This window comes from Echinicola shivajiensis, assembly GCF_018642165.1.
GTDB lineage: Bacteria > Bacteroidota > Bacteroidia > Cytophagales > Cyclobacteriaceae > Echinicola > Echinicola shivajiensis.
In genome coordinates this window covers 1,128,885-1,147,233 of the sequence record NZ_JAHHZM010000001.1, presented here as the reverse complement: position 1 = coordinate 1,147,233, position 18,349 = coordinate 1,128,885, and the positions used below count along the sequence as shown (strand labels likewise).

The following is an 18,349-nucleotide window of genomic DNA, read 5'->3' as shown; positions in this document are numbered from 1 at the left end:
TTAAACTTAAATTTTTTAACAAATGAATTTTCAGGAAAATTTTATCCATGCTATATGGAAGTACCAGTATTTTGATAAACGTGATTTGAGGACAAGCAATGGGCAGTCTCTAGAGGTTAGGAAGATTGGCTATTATAATTTGCATGAGGGGCCAGATTTCAGGGAATCGCATATCAGCATAGATAGATTGGAACATTATGGAAATGTAGAGGTCCATCTAAAATCTTCCGATTGGTACCAGCATTCCCATGATAGGGATCGCAATTATGATTCTGTGATTTTGCATGTCGTATGGGATCATGATACAGAGATCAAAAGAGCTGATGAAACTTTGATACCTACATTGGAATTGAAGGGGAAAGTGTTTCTGAGTGTTTTGAGAAATTATGAAAGGCTGGTAACAGCAAATAGTCCAATGCTATGCCATGAATTTCTGCCGAATATTAATGGGATTATCAAATTCTCTGCTTTGGAAAAAGCTTTGGTGGAGCGTCTTGAAGAAAAAAGTCAGTTGGTAAGTGAAGAAATTGTTTCGACATCCGGCGATTGGGAGGAAGTGGCTTATCGGTGGTTGTTTTATTGTTTTGGTTTTAAAGTGAATAATGTTCCAATGCTAAAACTGGCCCAGTCGGTTCCCTATAAGCTACTGAAAAAGCATTCGGGAAAAAGGGGGATTCTGGAAGCTATATTGCTGGGACAAGCGGGTTTTTTAAATGATGAGGCACTTGATAAATACTCAGAGTTTGCACAAAGAGAGCATGATTTTTATCATAAAAAATATTCCTTGGGAGAATCTATTTATTCTTCTGAATGGAAATTCATGAGGGTTCGGCCAAGCAATTATCCTTCTGTAAGAATCGCCCAGTTGGCGGCGATTTTGTCCCAAAGCCCCAATCTGTTTTCTTTGATAACCAAGGAAATCAGAAATGTTAAAGATTTGCAAGAGATGTTTTCAGTGGTGACCTCATCTTACTGGGAATATCATTATTACCCTGGAAAAGAATGCAAAAAGCGCCAGAATAGGCTGCTAAGTAAAAGGATCGTTCATTTGTTGGGTATTAATTTTCTGGTTCCTCTTTGGTTTTCTTATGGGAAATACTTGGATGATGAAAGGTGGAGAGATCGCTGCTTTGATCTTTTACAGGAAATTCCTCCTGAGGAAAACCATATTATTTCAGCCTTTATAGCTGAGGGTTGGGAACCAATAAATGCCTTTGATACCCAAGGGATGATAGGCTTGCATCATGGCTATTGCAGTCTGAAGAAGTGCTTATCCTGCAAGGTAGGTCAAAACCTGCTTAGACCAAGTGAATAAGGAATTTTGGTTAGCTAGGGATTTTGGCGTAATTTTGCGGACTAAACCAAAAATGGATATGGAAAAACCGGTAATTATTTTAGGGGCAAAAGGAATCGCGCATCCTGCATTGGAGATCTTTAATAGCAATGAAGTGGTTGTTTACGGTTTCCTTGAAGAGGATAAAGAAATGCATGGCACAGAGTTAAACGTGGTGCCTGTACTGGGAGATCCTGAAGATGATGGTTACCTAAAGTTGATCGGCAAAAAGTGTGAGGCTTTTGTGGCTGTTGATGATAACAAATATCGTCAGTTTTTGGTGAAGTTATTGAATGAGCGCAGGAAGGTACAACCGATCAATGCTATTCATAAAACATCCTATATTTCCACAGATGCGACTATTGGCCATGGTAATTTTATCAATGCAAAGGTTAATATTGGTGCAGGAACTAGCCTAGGAAGTCATTGTATCATTCATTCAGGAGCAATCATAGATCATAAGGTCACGGCCGAAGACTTTGTTCAAATAGGTGCTGGTGCAGTGATTAATTCAGGAGTGAGCATTGGAAAAGGTGCTTTTATTGGTTCAGGAGTTACTGTAGTGTCTGGGGTTAAAATTGGTGCAAATGCCAGGATTGGTGCTGGATCGGTAGTAGTAGCAGATGTAGAAGAAGAAAGTACTGTTTTTGGTAATCCTGCAGCTCCTATTAAAGCTTAAATTATTATATTCAATTATCATAAAAACCAGAACACCCTGCTGGAATCAGGGCTATAGTTATGGAAAATTCAAATTACAGCGTACTCCTGTACTATTGTTATGCTGAGATCAAAGATACTGAGGCATACAGGGAAGAGCATCATCTATTCTGTATTGAAAACAATATCAGGGGTAGAATCATTATTTCATCTGAAGGGCTGAATGGAACGGTTTCGGGCCTTAAAGAGGACTGTGAGAAATACATGGCCTATGTAAAGTCTGATCCTAGGTTTGCTAAGACAGATTTTAAGGTTGATGATTTTGATCGTCATGCCTTCGCTAAGATCCATGTTCGTGTTAAACCTGAAATTGTTCACTCTAGCCTAAGGCATATTAATCCATTGGAGAAAACAGGTAAGCACCTGGAGCCGGAAGAATTTAGAAAATTAAAAGATCAGGATGATGTGGTGATCTTGGATGTGCGTTCAAACTACGAGCATGAACTAGGACACTTCAAGAATGCATTGACCCTTGATATTGATAATTTCCGTGATTTTCCTGAAAAGGTAAAAGAATTGGAACATTTAAAGGATAAAAAGGTTTTGACTTATTGCACTGGTGGGATCAAATGTGAAAAAGCCAGCGCTTATTTATTGGATCAAGGATTTGAGGATGTTTACCAATTGCATGGGGGAATTATCAAATATGGTATGGAAGCTGGAGGAGAAGATTTTGAAGGGAAATGCTATGTGTTTGACAACCGATTGGCTGTAGATGTCAATAAGGTAAATCCTAAAATTATCTCCAAATGTCATTGCTGTGGTACACCTTCTGACAGAATGGTGAATTGTGCCAATCCCGAATGTAATATTCATGTGCCGATTTGTGAGGAATGTGGATGGAAGTATGAAGGAGCTTGCTCAGATGAATGTAAAGAACATCCTGAAAAAAGAGGATATAATGGAACGGGATATTACCAAAAAAACACCAATGGTTATAACCCTTATAAAGGATTGCAAAGAAAACCAGATAAGGATAAAATAAAAGCCATTTCCCATGACTAAGGTTATCCCTGCATCGGAACTTATAATTAATCCAGATGGTAGTATCTACCATCTCAACTTGAAGCCAGAATTTCTGGCTTCAACTGTTATTACGGTAGGTGATCCAGAAAGAGTGGCTAAAATTACTAAGTATTTTGACCATGTAGAGATAAAAGTAGCCAAAAGAGAATTTGTTACCCACACAGGTACTTATAAGGGGAAAAGACTGACAGTGATGAGTACTGGTATGGGGACGGATAATATAGAAATTTTTATGACTGAGTTGGATGCTTTGGTCAATATTGATCTACAAAGTAGACGGGTAAAGCAAGACCACACGTCATTAGAGATTATTCGGGTCGGTACTTCAGGAAGTATGAGTGAAAATATTCCCGCAGGTTCGCTTTTGGCTTCCGAATATGGAATAGGACTGGATACACTCATGCAGTATTATACTGCGGAATACGGCTCTTGTGAAATAGCCATAGCTGAGGCGGTACAAAAGGCTATTGGACTAGGATTTAGACCATACTGTTTTAAAGGCTCAAGTCTTTTGATGGAAAGATTGATGAAGGGAGAGGTCATTAAAGGAAATACAGTAACCTGTCCTGGATTTTTTGGCCCGCAAGGTAGAGAAGTAAGGTTGAAACCTGCCATTCCTGATATCATAGAAAGACTTTCGAAAGTGAGTGTTGAAGGTGTTGAGCTAACTAATTTTGAAATGGAAACTGCTGGCTATTATGCCATGGGGAATATGCTGGGACATAAAATGCTAAGCTTAAATGCTATAGTTGCGAATAGAATCACTCAAGAATTTGTTGCTGACGCTGACGAGGTCATGGAAAGGTTGATATTACATACTTTGGATAATATTTAAGGACTGTTTGGGTCTGAGGCTTAATTCGGGATAAAATTTTGCCTTTTTGATGAGTGGTGAAACATGTGTTTAAGTTATTGAGTTAAAGTAAAATAGGAGTTGTTTCAGGTTCATCTCGGGAATTTTGCTTTAACCCGATGAATGATTTGCAGTTAAGCTTGTTTCAGTAACCAGCAAACTCTTAGCATGAAAAGCCTTTATCTCAATTTATTCATTTCTGGATTTTTATTCATTAATTTTTCTGCTTTTTCCCAATCAAGTTTACTTAAAGGAAAGGTACATGATGAACAAAGTGGTAAGGCTTTGGAATTTGCTAATATAGCCTTGCTGGATCCCAAGGATTCGGTTGTAATTACTGGCGGGATGACAGACTTGGCTGGTCATTTTGAGTTTGAGGCATCATCCGGGGAATATATTTTTAGAGTTGGCTTTATCGGATATAAAAGTTACCATGAAACCATTAAGGTTGGAGGAAATAAAAACCTGAATTTTGGTGTGATTAAATTGGAGTCTGAGACATCCGATTTGGATGAGATTTTGGTGGAGGGAGTGACATCCATGTTTGAATCCGATATTGATAAGCGCAGGTACAATGTAGAAAACAGTATAGTTGCAGAAGGAGCCACTGCTTCAGAACTCTTGGAAACTTTGCCTTCCATTCAAGTAGATGAGGAAGGAAGCATTAGTATGAGGGGGAGTGGGAATGTGTTGATTTATATCAATGGCAGACCATCCAATTTATCTGGGGAAAATACAGAAGCCATTCTTTCCCAGTTTCCAGCCAATAGCATTAAAGAAGTGGAATTGATCACCAATCCGTCATCTAGGTATGATGCGACGGGAGTAGGGGGAATTATCAATATTATCCTGAAGAAAAATAGTTTTCAAGGCTTGAATGGGCAAGTAAATGCATCTGTCGGGAATAGGGATAAATACGCAGGAGGGTTAATCCTGAATTATGGAGCCGAAAAAATAAACTTTTTCACCTCTTATAATTATCAAAACAGAAGGAGGTACCGCAAAAGCGATGAGAAAAGGTATAATAGTCTACCGAATACCTCTCCTTTGCTTGACCAAGATTCCTATAATGATGAGGTAGAGAAATCACATTTGATAAGAGGAGGGTTTGATTGGAATATGACGCCTACACAGGTGTTGGGTTTTTATGCCCAAGGTAATATTAATCAAGAAGTGGAGGATGAAACACTCAATCAAAGAAGTGTCAATTCCTCTGGCGGACTTGATAGTTTGTCTGTTAGGGATGCTATGGAGGATGAGGAAGGTGATAATTTTGAAACTGGATTAACCTATAATTGGGAAATAGATACTGTTGGACAAAAGGTTTATGCAAGCTTTTCTTACGCCCAGGATAGCCGAAGTCAAGTAGATACTTATGAGCAGTCATTTTATGATGAAACAATGCAGGAGGTGCCAAATAAGTGGATAAAACAATTAAATGATCGTACAAGGGCCAGCGAACTTTATATTGCCCAAATAGATTATGAAAAGCCCCTTGGCAAATCTTCAAAAATTGAAGTGGGACTGAAAGGAACTTTTGGGACTTGGGATAGGGGGCAGGAATTTTTTCAGGGCGATATAAATACTGATTTTGAATTGGTAAGAAACGATACCGTGAGTGATGAGTTTACTTTTAATGAGGATGTTTATGCTGCATATTTAATTTTCAGGAGTAAAATGGGGGATTTTGGCTATCAGCTTGGTCTAAGGGGGGAGGCAACAAGAACACTTGGTGTGCAGGAAAGGAAAGATTTAGAGGTGGTAAATGATTATTTTAATCTTTTTCCCAGTTTATTTCTTAGTTATACTTTTCAGGAAGAGGAAGAACTTACCGCTAACTTTAGCCGTAGGATATCCAGGCCAGGAATATGGGATTTGGCGCCTTTGTATTATGTTTCTGATCCTTTAAATGTGAGAACAGGAAATCCTTACCTGAAGCCAGAGTATACCAACAGCTATGAATTTGGCTATATGAAAGGCTGGGAAAGATGGTTGCTTAATGCTACAATTTATCACCGTTATTCCACAGATATTATTAGTAGAATTACCCGAATTAATGAAGATAACGTCACGATACAGACCCGGGAGAATATACATGACAGAAGCAGTACTGGTTTGGAACTGATCAACCAGTTTCAGTTTGGTAATTGGGTAGATGCCACACTTACGGGTAACCTTTTCTACAGTAAGATCAGTGGAGATAATCTTGAAAATGGGGCTAATAATTCCAATTTTAGCTGGACCATCAGCTTATTATCAAATATTATCATTCCTAAAGTGGCCAATGTTCAGATTCAAGGAAATTACCGCGGCCCAATTGTTTTGCTTCAAGGAGAGTTATTGCCTTATTGGGGAATGAATGTTGGTTTTAGTAGAGATGTACTTAACAAGAAAGGTACAATAAGTTTGAACTTCAGTGATATTTTCAACACCAGAGTGTTCAAGATCAAAACTAGTGGTCCAAGTTTTTCACAAGATCGGGTTTATAACAGAGAAACCAGAATAGTTACCCTTTCCCTGAATTATAAATTTGGGGGTTTTAAAGAGAAAAGAAATGGAAGGGACCGACAAGGTGGAGGCGGAGAAGAGGACAGTGAGTTTTAATTTTTTTGTTTGGAAATTGAAGTAGAAACGATAAACCCAGCATCCTTTGCTGCCCCATAAATTAAATGTGAAGTTCTTGACCTTTGATGCGGAATCCCTAGGAAATAAAGCCCGTCAATTTTAGAAATCCCGTGATTTGCCCTTAATTCTTCAAGGTTGTTTTCAAATCCATCAATATTGATAAAATCAAAATAGGTTTCATTCCCAGTTGCAAAAAGAACAAAGTCTATATCCAAGCTATTTTGGTTGGTGAAAGTTATTTTATTCCCTTCTGCTTTTTCTACCGCTGGGTGAAATTTAGCTTTTTTGACTTTTTTCCGTATATCGTTGAAGTTGTAAATTGGGGCTGTTTTGTTCCTTTTTTTCTCCTTTAGTGGTTTTTCCAACCGATTGAATTTCTTGTCCCAGAAGAATTTGTTTTTACCAAATGAATTAAGGGATTTGAACTTAGGCTTTTCATTTGTAGACCAATGTACCTCAAAATAGGCGGTTAATTCTGCTATAATCTGAGCGACAGTATTGCCTGAACCGACTACCAATACTCTTTTGCCTTTTATGGATAATGGGCTCCTGTATTGATTGCTATGGATGAAGGGTATGTTTAGGGAGTTAGCCCATTGTGGAATATGATTTTTTTGTAGGCATCCGTAACTAATGATGATGTTTTTGGCAGAGATCTTTTCAAAGGTAGATTCTACTAGGAAATGTTCTCCTACTTTGTTGATTTCAGTTACTTGATTTTTAGGGTGTAAGGGGAAATCAAAATGCGTGGCATATCTGGAAAAATAATCTGCAACCTGATTTTTGTTGGGTAAGCTTGTTGGGGACAAGGCCATGGGTAGGTCTGGAAGACTACAAAAAGTTGCGGGAGTGTAAAGCTTCATAGAGTCAAAGTTTTTCCTCCAGTTATCTCCAACTTCCTGATGTTTTTCCAGGATAATAAAATCTTTGTCTGCTTTTTGTAAGTGCCGGGCAGCGGATAACCCACTTTGCCCGGCTCCAATGATTAGAAAATCGGTTTCTTTCATATTAGTCCATAATGTCATCGAGTTCGCTTAATTCAAGCCATCTAAATTCCAATTCCTCCAATTCTTCAGTGATTGCTTGAATGGAATTGGACCATTCCAAAAGTTCCTCATGATCTTCGGTGCCTTGGTTGATTTTTTCCACTAAGGTTGACTTTTGGTCTTCAAGGTTGGAAATTTGTTCCTGTACCTTTTTGAATTCCTGTTTTTGTTTAAAGGAAGCCTTTTGGCTATTACTCTTTACTTCTTTGGTTTTTTGAGCTGTTTTTTCTTTTTCTTGCTGTTTTTTTGCGGCATTAATAGTTTCTTGCTCTTTTTCCCATTCCCTAAGATCTGTGTAGTTGCCAGGGAAGTCCTTGATTTGGCCTTTTCCTTGGAAAACAAACAAATGGTCTACCAACCTATCCATAAAATACCTGTCGTGCGAAACAATGATCAAGCATCCTGGGAATCCATCTAGAAATTCCTCCAAGGTATTCAGGGTCATGATATCCAAATCATTCGTCGGTTCATCAAGGATCAAAAAGTTAGGGTTTTTGATTAGAACCATCAATAGTTGCAAGCGACGTCTTTCCCCACCACTAAGTTTTGCTATTGGCGTGTGCTGTTGCTTGGGAGGAAATCCAAATTTGTTCAAAAACTGAGAAGCTGTTATCGTACTTCCTCCTGCCAAGGTTACTACTTCTGCAACTTCCTTGACTATGTCCAAAAGTCTTTTGTCTTCGTTAAAAGAACCTTCTTCCTGTCTATAATATCCAAATGCGGTAGTTTGGCCGATTTCAATATTACCAGTGTCTGGCTGAAGCATTCCGGTGATCAGGTTTAGGAAAGTTGTTTTTCCTGCTCCGTTTGGTCCTACAATTCCTATTTTATCACCTTTTTTGAAGGTATAGGAGAAATTGTCTATAAATTTTTGGCCATCGTAGCTTTTGGAAAGCTTTTCGATTTCGATGATTTTACTCCCCAATCTTTGAGAAGAAATTTGAAGTTCTATTTCCCTTTCTTCTTTCTTCTGGAAAGCTTTTTCTTTGGTTTCTTCAAAGGCGTCGATACGGTATTTGGCTTTAGTTCCTCTGGCTTTGGGTTGCCTTCGGATCCATTCAAGTTCTTTTTTGTAGAGACTTTTAGCTTTTTCCTGTTCTGTGGCTTCTATTTCTCTTCTCTCAGCTTTTTTGTTGAGAAAATAACTGTAGTTGCCGGTATAGCGAAAGATTTTACCCGCATCCAGTTCAAGGATTTCATTGGTGACTTTTTCCAGAAAATACCTGTCGTGGGTAACCATGAAAATGGAAAGATTGGCTTTGGCTAAATAATCCTCAAGCCATTCGATAGTAGCCAGATCCAAGTGGTTGGTAGGTTCATCCAATAGCAGGAGGTCTGGTTTTTCTAAAATAGCTTTGGCAAGGGCCACCCTTTTTCTTTGACCACCAGAAAGTGCACCGACTGGAAGAGATGTGTCATGTAGACCTAGTTTTCCCAATACTTCTTTTACTTGGTATTCGTAATCCCAAGCCTGTAAGGCATCCATTTTTTCCATCAAGCCATTGAGCTCATCAGCGTTGTCCTTGCCAGCCTGGGCATTGATCATGGCTTTTTGATAAGCTTCCATTACCTGAAGTGTCTCATTGGAAGAGTCAGAAAAAACAGTCTGATAAATACTGAGGTTGGCATCAAATACAGGGTTTTGATGGACGTAGGCCAGCTTGACCTGTTGATTAATGGCTATATCACCCGCGTCGGCCACCTCAAGGCCCATGATTATTTTCATCAATGTGGATTTTCCTGCACCATTGATTCCGACAAGCGCAACCTTTTGGCCTTGATCTATTCCGAATGATATGTTATTGAAAAGAGACTTATCGCCGTAAGCCTTCGATAGATTTTCTACTGACAAGTAATTCATGTCCAAAATTAAATAAAAAATAGCCACTAATCGTATTTCGACTGTTACAATAAATAGCAGCTAATGATATTGCTCGGTTAGTTGCAATATTGATGCCTATTTTCCATCAAAAAGGGTTTTTATGGCTGTAGTAAGTTCTTTTAATCCTGCTTTGAAATGTTCTTTTGATTTTTCCAACATTGGTTGAATGGTCTTTTTTTGAGAAGCGTATTTCTCTTCGAGTTCTTTTCTCCGCTTATTGAACTCTTTTTCTAAGGAAGCCTTGTCTTTCTTAAGTTCTTTGACCTTCTTTTCTACTTCCACCTTTGCCTCACCACTTACTTCAGCCCCCTTGGTAATTAGCTCCTCGATTTTGTGGCCTATTTCCTGCAATAAATTTTCTACTTCTTCAAATGAAGATTTTTCTTTTGTAGTCATGATAAAGTAGGTTTAAGTGAAATAATGTCCTCTTTCAATATACAAAGCAAGCCTGAATTTCTGATAAGAAATCAAGTTTATTTTTGTTGTATTGGGTTGGTTTATTGGAAGTTAAGGTAGATGGTGATGGATTTTCTCTTCAACTCCTCAATGGCGCCAGCAAATCCAGGGTTGGACTCTGCTTCTTCATAAATATTGGTGAGCCCATGGGAAAATCTGACCTCGGGAGAGAATTTGAAAAACTTGAAATAAAAATCAAAGCCTACGCCCATTTCCAAGGCAACATCTTTACCATTAATGACCAAAGGGTCTGCGTTGGCTTCATCCTGGGATTTTGTCCTGAACATTGGGTTTACACCTCCTGTAAAGAACATTCTGGTGTTGTTGAACCTTTGGGATTTGTATTTTAACAATAAGGGGAGCTCAATCATTGTGGCTTCGGTAACTAACGATTCTGTTCTTACTCCCAGTCCAGTTTCCTCAAATTCGTCATCTTCTAGATAGTTAATATCAGTGCGGTATTCGTAGAAGCCTACTTTTGGAGTTGCCAAGAAATTGAGCTGGTCATGAAGCCTGAGTTTTAACAGAAAACCCAATGAAAACCCTGGAGAGAAGACCGGCATGATGCTTTGGATTTGTCCAAATTGAGTTTGATTAGGATCCATATAGGCATCACTGTACTTAAGTCGGAGTGATGAGGTATGCCCAGCCAGGAAAAAACCATAGGTCATAAACTGCCCATCCTGCCCGGATTTGTTCAATGGTCTAAAAGAAGAGCCTTGTCCAAAACTCTGGAGCGCTAAAAAGGTAATGAAAAACAGGGAAAACCCTATTTTTCTCCAATGTAAATTGAGCTGATGCCGAATGTAAGCGGTTTGCATTTTGTTTGGGTAAAACCTACTTTTTTTAATACAGCCAGAAAGTCATTGCCATCTGGGAAAGCCTGAACGGATTCAGGGAGATAGGTATAAGCGGATTGGTCTTTAGAAATCACTTTACCGATCTGCGGTAGAATATACTTGAAATAAAAATTATATGCTTGTTTAAATGGAAACTTTTTTGGTTTGGAAAATTCTACAATGACGGTTTTTCCTCCAGGTTTTAGTACCCGGTACATATCAGCAAGACCTTTTTCCAAGTTTTCGAAGTTCCTTACGCCAAAAGAAACGATGACTGCATCGAATTTATTATCCTCAAAAAGTAACTTTTCCGAATCCCCCATCTGCAATTCGATAAGGTGGTTCAGCTTCTTGTTTTTGATTTTCTTTTTACCTTCAGCCAGCATGCCTTCAGAAATATCTACTCCGATGACTTTGTCAGGATTTAATGCCAATGCTTCAATGGCAAAATCTCCAGTACCTGTCGCAATGTCCAAAATCATTTTTGGCTGGTCTTTTTGGAGCATTTTGATGGCAGTCTTGCGCCAAATAATATCAATTCCTAAGCTCAGGACATGATTCAGTAGGTCATAACGCTTACTGATATTATTGAACATATTAGCTACTTGAGCTTTTTTGCCATCATTTTGATTTTTGTAGGGTACTACTGACATGGATTTTGACTGTTTAGATGCGCAATATTACTAAGGAAACATGAGCAATGGAAAAATGTTAAAGATTAATTGGTGCAAGGGTTTTACTAGGAAAGGCTTACCTTTGTAAAAAATGAAAGAAAAATGATTAAAAAGGCTACATTTTTGACCAGTAATTCGGACTATAGGAAATGTCCAACTAATCATAAACCAGAATTTGCTTTTATTGGCCGGTCCAATGTGGGCAAAAGTTCCCTGATCAATATGTTGACCAACAATAAAGGTTTGGCCAAGATTTCAGGGAAGCCAGGTAAGACCCAGTTGATCAATCATTTTGAGATCAATGACAAATGGTATATTGTAGATTTGCCAGGATATGGTTTTGCCCAAGTGAGCAAAACCCTAAAGGCGGATTGGGAAAAAATGATCAAGGGTTATCTTACCAACAGGGAAAATTTGGAAGCTACTTTTGTTTTGATTGATAGCCGGCTTGATCCTCAGAAAAAGGATCTTGACTTTATTCTTTGGTGTGCACAAAATTCAGTGCCAATAGTCTTGGTGTTTACCAAAGCAGATAAACTATCTGTAAGTAAGGTGAAAAGTAACGTCCAGAAATTCCTAAGAGCATCCAGCTCAATATTTGAAGAGGCGCCACTTTATTTTGTAACTTCTTCTTCTACAGCAGTAGGAAGGGAAGAACTCTCCGATTTTATGGATGAGTTAAGTGAAGAATTTTACGCACAACAATGATTCATCTTGAGCTTTTGAGGTGAAATCCTATATTTGCAACTTGATTTAAAAGAAGAGATATGGAATTTAATGAAATAGCTACCGTAGCAGGAAAACCAGGTTTATATAAAGTGCTCAAGCCTAGCCGAAGTGGAGTGATTTTGGAGTCTATGGATGCCAAAAAAGCTAAATTAGTGGTTGGGGCTAACCATAGGGTGTCCATCCTTAGTGAAATTTCCATCTACACCCTGACCGAAGAAGGGTCTGAGCCTTTGCAGGATGTGATGATTATTATTGAAAAGGAATTTGCAGGAGACACTGGTTTGGCCAAAGGAGCTGACAATGATGAGTACATGGCTTTTATGAAGCATATTCTTCCTGAATTTGATGAGGAAAGAGTGTACCCTTCTGATATCAAGAAATTGATATCATGGTATAAGATTATTCGTGAGCATGCTCCTGAGGTGCTTGAGGAAAAAGCCGCTGAAAGTGAAGATGCTGCAAAAGAAGGAGAAGCATAATCAGGTAATTCATTAACAAAAAATGTAGCTACCTAATGAGAGAAAAGAATCAACTCATTAGGTAGCTTTTTTATTATGGAGCATCAATATATCTTAGAAAGTGTCAAGCTGCTTCAAAAGGATTTTGATTTGCCAAGTCCTCAAGAGTCTATCAGTAAGGAAGAGCTTATTGATTTATTGGAGCCAGTAATCCGACAGCTTCTGAACAGAGACTTTGAGCGCCTGCTTCAGATTTGTTATAGGGTAGACCTTGGTGAATCACGATTAAAGCACATTCTCAATGAAGCTAATCCAGAGCAAATGAGCAGGGAGCTTAGTGAAGCTTTGGTCAATCGTCAAATTCAGAAGATCGAAATCAGAAAGAAGTACCAGTAAATTAGTCCTGCCTCATAGGGTGGCTATTTATGGACTGATGAATCGACCTCTTGATTGAGGTAACTTTGGGCTTCTTCTACCATTACCTTTGAACCAATATAAAGTGGGGTTCTTTCATGGAGAGAGGTAGGTAGGATATCCAGAATTCGTTCTTGACCATTGGTGGCGACAGCGCCAGCCTGTTCGGCAATATAGGCCAATGAATTGGCTTCATAGAGCAGCCTTAACTTACCTTTTGGTGCTTTTTCGGTTTTTGGATATATATAGATGCCTCCCTTTAGCAAGTTTCTATGGAAGTCAGCAACTAAACTACCGATATACCTTGCGCTGAAATTTCTTGCTTTACAAGATCCTATATAGTTTTTGTCACCTTCGCTTATCTGGGAGCTTAACCCTTCGTTAATACTATAGATTTTTCCATCCTCTGGAGCCTTCATATTAGGGTGGGAAAGGAAGAATTCTCCTAATGATTGTTCGTAAGTGAAACCATTCACACCTTTTCCGGTGGTATATACCAGCATTGTGGAAGAGCCATATAGTACATAGCCCGCAGCAACTTGCTTGTTGCCCGGTTGCATAATGTCTTCAGGCTGGATAGGGCTGCCAATTGGAGTAACCCGTCTATAGATGGAGAATATGGTGCCTATGGATATATTTACATCAATATTGGAACTGCCATCTAAAGGGTCCATAGCCACTACATATTTGCCCTTACTATTTTGAAGATCTATGACTTCATCGTCTTCCTCCGAAACCACGGCGCATACTTCACCTCCCTTGGTTAAAGCGCGTGTGAATCTGATATTGGCAATGACGTCCAGTTTTTGTTGTTCCTCTCCTTGGACATTGGTGCTACCAAAGGCCCCACCAATTTTTGATAGCCCCGCCCTGTTAATCTCTCGATTTACTATCTTTGAAGCTAAGGCGATATCTCTGAGGATTTGAGATAATTCCCCGGAAGCAAAAGGGAAGTCGTCTTGTTTGATTTTGATGAAACGATCAAGTGTTACCCCGACTGAATAACCCAACGCCGAATGGTCTGGTTGATATGGTTTTGTTTTCATGTTTGTATTGGAAAAGTACAATTTATTATATAACCCACTGAAAAATACGACTTAAATTTTTATGACAAAAGCAATTGTATATAAATTTGGTGGAGCTTCAGTCAAAGATGCTTCTGCTATTAAAAACCTTCATAGAGTTTTATTAAATCGATTGCAGAGAAAAATGGTGATAGTTATTTCTGCAATGGGAAAGACCACAAATTTCTTGGAGGAAATCTTAAGGTTCAAATTTGTGGAAAAAGATTATTATTCGAATTGTGCAATTTTAAGGAAAAACCATTTAGCAATATGTTCTGAGCTTTTTGAGGAACAAAATCCAATATTTTCGATTGTTGAAAATTTGTTCTTGCAATTGGAACGAGATTTAGAGCAACCCCTTAATAGGGGAAATTATGACCAATATTATGACCGCATTGTGAGTTATGGTGAAATGCTATCTACTAAAATTATTCATGCTTATCTCTGTAAAGAAAATTTTTTCTGCATTTGGCAAGATGCTAGGGAATTAATTGCCACGGATGAAAGTTTTAGGTCTGCCAAGGTAGATTGGTCGCTTACGGCCAAGCAATGTAAAAAGCAATTAGAGGAAAAGTTGAAAAAATTTCCAGTGATCACCCAAGGTTTTATGGGAGCGAGCCCTGCAGGGAAATGCACAACACTTGGAAGGGAAGGTTCAGATTTTTCGGCAGCTATTATTGCCTATAGTTTAAAGGCTAAATCCGTTACTATTTGGAAGGATGTCCCTGGGGTTTTAAATGCGGATCCAAAACGCTTTCCGGATACGATTAAGTTCGAAAGAATCGATTATAAAGAGGCAGCGGAAATGACTTATTATGGAGCTTCAGTGATTCATCCAAAAACGATCAAACCGCTGGCCAATTTGAAAATCCCCCTAAATGTTTGCTCATTCGTTGAACCGGAAGGAAAAGGGACGATTATTGGCACTTTTCCAGATGAAAGGCATGTAATTCCTACCATAGTGGTGAAAGATAGGCAGGTGTTGGTGACCTTTGAAGTTACTGATTTTACGTTTATTAATGAATCACATATGCATCATGTTTATGCCGAATTGGAAAGACTGCGCTTAGGGGTGAATATGTTGCAGACCTCTGCTATATCCATTTCAATATGTTTAAATGAGGAAATGTTTAAGCTGGAGCAGCTTTTGGAAGAAATGGGCTCTTATTTTAAAATTAAGTATAATGACGGTTTGCAATTGATAACTGTAAAAAACTATGATGAAGCCTCAAAAAAACAGTTTTTGAATAGAGAAGGGGTATTGATGGAGCAGACTACCCGTAGTACAATTCAGGTAGTGTGCAGACCTTGAAATCAAAGGAATTTTTTGAGTACTTTCTTGATGCCAGGTAGGTAGCTTTGACCAAATAGGTTGAGGTGAACCAGAAGGGGGTAAAGATTATGTATGTCGGCCCTGGTTTCAAAGTCAGGCTCAAGAGGGAAAATGTCTCCATAAGCTTCGTAAAAGCGGCTTTGGAATCCTCCGAAAAGTTTTGAAAATGCAAGGTCTATTTCCCTATGTCCATAATATACAGCCGGGTCTATCAGGCAAGGATCGCCCTTTGCATTGACAATGACATTTCCCGACCATAAGTCCCCATGAAGTAATGCTGGTTTTTCGTTTGGGATAAGATCGGGGAGTTTTGGGTAGAGATTTTGAAACTTTTTGTAAAAGTCTTTACTGATCAAGCCATCATAAAAAGCTTTTCCCAGCATGGGGTCCAATCTTTGTTCAGCATAAAAATCAGCCCAGTTACTGCTGTATTTGTTGCTTTGTGGAAGTATGGCTATGTAGTTGTCTTCATCTAGACCGAATTTTGGGGAAGTAGCCATGTGAAGTTCTGCTAGTCCATGTCCCAGTGTTTCCCAATACTGGGGATTGGGATAGCCTCCAGGTATCCACTCTATCAGTAGGTAGTTTTGGTCTTTAATTCTTCCTGCCCCAATGGTCTTTGGAATTTGTAAAGGGGTATGCTTGTGTAATAGTGTCAGACCTTTGAGTTCTTGATGGAAAATATTTGCTGACTCAAAATGGTTTGATTTCAAAAAAAGCGCACCCTTGTCGGTTTCCAAGAGTACGCTTTGATTCATTGTTCCGGCAGAGATTAGTCGGACGGAATTTATTTTTGTAGGTTCATGTATAGCATCATATAAGACTTCTTCATAAAAAGAATTGGGCTTATTAAGCATATACTTGATGTTCTTTTAGTAGTTTGGCAATCAATTCTTTGATGGATTCATCCAGAATTTTATATACATTTTCAAATCCATCTTCACCTCCATAATAAGGGTCTGGTACCTCTTCAGATTCAGCATTGGGCTGAAAATCCCGCATCAAATGGATTTGATCATGGGACTGGTTATAGGTGTCCATTAATTTGTATATGTTGGACCTGTTGGACTTGTCCATGGCAATGATATAGTGAAAGTCACGGATATCAGCGTGGGAAAGTTGTCTTCCCCTGTGGGAAATTTTTATGCCGTGGCCGTTAGCGCACTTGATGCTGCGCTCATCAGGTAGTTCCCCAATATGGTAATCAGAAGTGCCACAGCTGTCACTCTTGAATTTATGAGGTAAATTCAATTCTTGGATTTGATGATTAAAGATGGCTTCCGCTAAAGGAGAGCGACAAATATTTCCTAAGCAAACGAATAAAACTTTGATCATTTTTATCTAATTGATACTCCTAGTCCTACATTAATGGTATTGTATTCCTGGAAGGTGTAATCTCCACTAAGGAATATTGGCCCAAATTTAAACCTTAGTCCTAAGGTGCCCATTGCTCCTGCTATATCATATTTCAAGTTCACAGGATCCTCTATTGGCTCTGATAAACCTTCAACACTATAGTCTCCCAATACCTGATAAGCTGATTGGCCAGTATTATAGCCAAATGCACCATAAAAGGTAATAATAGATAATTTTTTACTAATAATACCTTGGAAGGTCCATGATTCTACATCCATTTTACCATGTTGGTTTTCTGTTTTATCAATGATATAACTGGACTTTAAGCTATTATATGCAACAAGTGCTGATAGATCAAAAGGTAATAATTTTAATCCTGGAATATGCTGTTTTATATCATGTTTTACTCCTAATCCCCATTGGGAGATTTCGGCATCATCTATTTTCAATTTAGGTATAAATCTTCCAACCAATTCAAATCCTGCTGGCAGACCCAGGGCAGCCTGGATAGTTGGAGCAGGGACATATTTTACAGGGATGTCCACACCTGGAGGGACTTCAACCTCCGCAATCAGTTCACCGCCCTCATAAATTCCTAAAGTGGAATTGGTTTCCGTATCACCAAATAGGGTAGGTAGTTCTTTTGGACCATTAGCTCCTATTACCCTAAGGTTATCATATTCATTTGGGTCAAATGTGAAAGATTCATACTTGCTTGGGACCGAAGCTGCTCCTAATCCAAATTTGATGTCAAACCCAAAGGTGCTGTGAGGTTTGGCAGTCTGAGACCATCCGCTTCCCATGCTGTAAATAAAACCTTTCGCGGCAGGTTCTACGTAATACCCCATGTAGGTATTTAAATCTTTAACTCCCGCACGAAGGATTTGTTCAACGTCCACATCACCCTGTCCAAAAGCTTTGGAACTCACTAATATGAGCCCAATTAAACAAAAATGTAATATTTTCTTCATTGATATTGGTGGTTTTAAAAGATAAAGGTAAGGAAATTTAGAGGAATCTTTTAGGGCAAAAAGTACCTGAAAAAATAATTTTTGAAAAATTGAAGAACTTCTATAGTTTTGCGGAACTATTACTAGATAAGAATCATTCTTAACACTGAATGAATATTGAAGCGGTAAAAAATAAGATTTCAAGTGGTGGGCTGAAGTTTACTCATCAGCGCATGGTGATATATGAAGCTGTATCGCAGACTCATAGTCATCCTACGGCTGAGTGGGTTTATGAACAGGTCAAGGGAAACAACCCCAGTATATCATTGGGTACAGTCTATAAGACACTGGATACTTTTGTCAATGCAAAGATCATCCAGAAGTTTATAGATACCAACGGCGTGATGCGCTTTGATGCTGTACTAGAGGCTCATAGTCATTTATATGACAAGGAAACAAATGAAATCAGAGATTACCACAACCACCAATTGGAGGCCTTGATCAAAGAGTTCTTTGAGAAAAATAAAATCAAGGATTTTGAAGTTGAAGATATAGAAGTGGTCCTAAAAGGCCACAATAAGTAGAAAATAAATT

The 18,349-nt window shown here is 38.6% G+C and carries 19 protein-coding genes; 10 read left to right on the top strand and 9 right to left on the bottom strand.

What is annotated here, in order from left to right:
- Positions 1-22: 22 nt before the first annotated feature.
- From KMW37_RS04475 to KMW37_RS04455, 5 genes are all read left to right on the top strand, one after another.
- A complete protein-coding gene (locus KMW37_RS04475; RefSeq protein WP_215223365.1) occupies positions 23-1,315 on the top strand; it encodes a DUF2851 family protein in 1,293 nt (430 codons plus the stop codon).
- A 58-nt stretch (positions 1,316-1,373) separates the two neighbouring features.
- The gene (locus KMW37_RS04470; protein WP_215223364.1) at positions 1,374-2,012 is read left to right on the top strand and encodes an acetyltransferase; all 639 of its coding nucleotides are present in this window, start codon (positions 1,374-1,376) and stop codon (positions 2,010-2,012) included.
- A gap of 59 nt (positions 2,013-2,071) precedes the next feature.
- On the top strand, positions 2,072-3,055 hold the full coding sequence (gene trhO / locus KMW37_RS04465) for an oxygen-dependent tRNA uridine(34) hydroxylase TrhO (protein ID WP_215223363.1): 984 nt from the start codon (positions 2,072-2,074) through the stop codon (positions 3,053-3,055).
- Positions 3,048-3,911 carry a nucleoside phosphorylase gene (locus KMW37_RS04460; RefSeq protein WP_215223362.1) on the top strand — a complete coding sequence of 288 codons (864 nt, stop codon included), beginning with the start codon at positions 3,048-3,050 and terminating at the stop codon, positions 3,909-3,911. Before trhO ends, KMW37_RS04460 begins: the two co-directional genes overlap by 8 nt.
- A 186-nt stretch (positions 3,912-4,097) precedes the next feature.
- The gene (locus KMW37_RS04455) at positions 4,098-6,533 is read left to right on the top strand and encodes an outer membrane beta-barrel family protein (protein WP_215223361.1); all 2,436 of its coding nucleotides are present in this window, start codon (positions 4,098-4,100) and stop codon (positions 6,531-6,533) included.
- Here the strand turns inward: KMW37_RS04455 and KMW37_RS04450 are convergent.
- The 5 genes from KMW37_RS04450 to ubiE form a co-directional block, all read right to left on the bottom strand.
- A complete protein-coding gene (locus KMW37_RS04450; protein WP_215223360.1) occupies positions 6,530-7,579 on the bottom strand; it encodes a flavin-containing monooxygenase in 1,050 nt (349 codons plus the stop codon). The genes KMW37_RS04455 and KMW37_RS04450 overlap by 4 nt on opposite strands.
- Positions 7,563-9,461 (bottom strand): ABC-F family ATP-binding cassette domain-containing protein, encoded by a 1,899-nt coding sequence (locus KMW37_RS04445; protein WP_215223359.1) that lies wholly within the window; start codon positions 9,459-9,461, stop codon positions 7,563-7,565. The genes KMW37_RS04450 and KMW37_RS04445 overlap by 17 nt, the downstream gene beginning before the upstream one ends.
- Positions 9,462-9,557: 96 nt before the next feature.
- Positions 9,558-9,878, bottom strand: coding sequence for a hypothetical protein (locus KMW37_RS04440; protein ID WP_215223358.1), 321 nt, complete (start codon positions 9,876-9,878; stop codon positions 9,558-9,560).
- A gap of 101 nt (positions 9,879-9,979) precedes the next feature.
- Entirely contained in the window at positions 9,980-10,759 is a 780-nt protein-coding gene (gene porT, locus KMW37_RS04435) for a type IX secretion/gliding motility protein PorT/SprT (protein ID WP_215223357.1), read from the bottom strand.
- Positions 10,708-11,430, bottom strand: coding sequence for a bifunctional demethylmenaquinone methyltransferase/2-methoxy-6-polyprenyl-1,4-benzoquinol methylase UbiE (ubiE, locus tag KMW37_RS04430; protein WP_215223356.1), 723 nt, complete (start codon positions 11,428-11,430; stop codon positions 10,708-10,710). Before ubiE ends, porT begins: the two co-directional genes overlap by 52 nt.
- A gap of 123 nt (positions 11,431-11,553) precedes the next feature.
- On the opposite strand from ubiE, the gene yihA reads away from it, so the two are divergent.
- The 3 genes from yihA to KMW37_RS04415 all read left to right on the top strand — a co-directional run bounded on the left by yihA (position 11,554) and on the right by KMW37_RS04415 (position 13,034).
- Complete coding sequence (gene yihA / locus KMW37_RS04425) at positions 11,554-12,159, top strand: ribosome biogenesis GTP-binding protein YihA/YsxC (protein WP_215223355.1); 606 nt, start codon at positions 11,554-11,556, stop codon at positions 12,157-12,159.
- A gap of 59 nt (positions 12,160-12,218) precedes the next feature.
- A complete protein-coding gene (locus KMW37_RS04420) occupies positions 12,219-12,659 on the top strand; it encodes a DUF5606 family protein (protein WP_215223354.1) in 441 nt (146 codons plus the stop codon).
- Positions 12,660-12,734: 75 nt separating this feature from the next.
- A complete protein-coding gene (locus KMW37_RS04415) occupies positions 12,735-13,034 on the top strand; it encodes a hypothetical protein (protein ID WP_215223353.1) in 300 nt (99 codons plus the stop codon).
- 23 nt (positions 13,035-13,057) lie between these two features.
- Here KMW37_RS04415 and fbp read toward each other — a convergent pair whose 3' ends face one another.
- A complete protein-coding gene (fbp, locus tag KMW37_RS04410) occupies positions 13,058-14,098 on the bottom strand; it encodes a class 1 fructose-bisphosphatase (protein WP_215223352.1) in 1,041 nt (346 codons plus the stop codon).
- 61 nt (positions 14,099-14,159) lie between these two features.
- Here fbp and KMW37_RS04405 point away from each other — a divergent pair, with 61 nt between their 5' ends.
- Positions 14,160-15,428 (top strand): aspartate kinase, encoded by a 1,269-nt coding sequence (locus KMW37_RS04405; protein WP_215223351.1) that lies wholly within the window; start codon positions 14,160-14,162, stop codon positions 15,426-15,428.
- A 2-nt stretch (positions 15,429-15,430) separates the two neighbouring features.
- Here the strand turns inward: KMW37_RS04405 and KMW37_RS04400 are convergent, their stop codons facing one another.
- The 3 genes from KMW37_RS04400 to KMW37_RS04390 are packed head-to-tail and all read right to left on the bottom strand — an operon-like array spanning position 15,431 to position 17,776.
- Entirely contained in the window at positions 15,431-16,306 is an 876-nt protein-coding gene (locus KMW37_RS04400; RefSeq protein ID WP_215223350.1) for a fructosamine kinase family protein, read from the bottom strand.
- Complete coding sequence (locus KMW37_RS04395) at positions 16,299-16,784, bottom strand: low molecular weight protein-tyrosine-phosphatase (protein WP_215223349.1); 486 nt, start codon at positions 16,782-16,784, stop codon at positions 16,299-16,301. Before KMW37_RS04395 ends, KMW37_RS04400 begins: the two co-directional genes overlap by 8 nt.
- A 2-nt stretch (positions 16,785-16,786) precedes the next feature.
- The gene (locus KMW37_RS04390; RefSeq protein WP_215223348.1) at positions 16,787-17,776 is read right to left on the bottom strand and encodes a DUF6588 family protein; all 990 of its coding nucleotides are present in this window, start codon (positions 17,774-17,776) and stop codon (positions 16,787-16,789) included.
- A gap of 149 nt (positions 17,777-17,925) precedes the next feature.
- On the opposite strand from KMW37_RS04390, the gene KMW37_RS04385 reads away from it, so the two are divergent.
- A complete protein-coding gene (locus KMW37_RS04385; protein WP_215223347.1) occupies positions 17,926-18,339 on the top strand; it encodes a Fur family transcriptional regulator in 414 nt (137 codons plus the stop codon).
- The last annotated feature ends 10 nt before the right edge of the window (positions 18,340-18,349 follow it).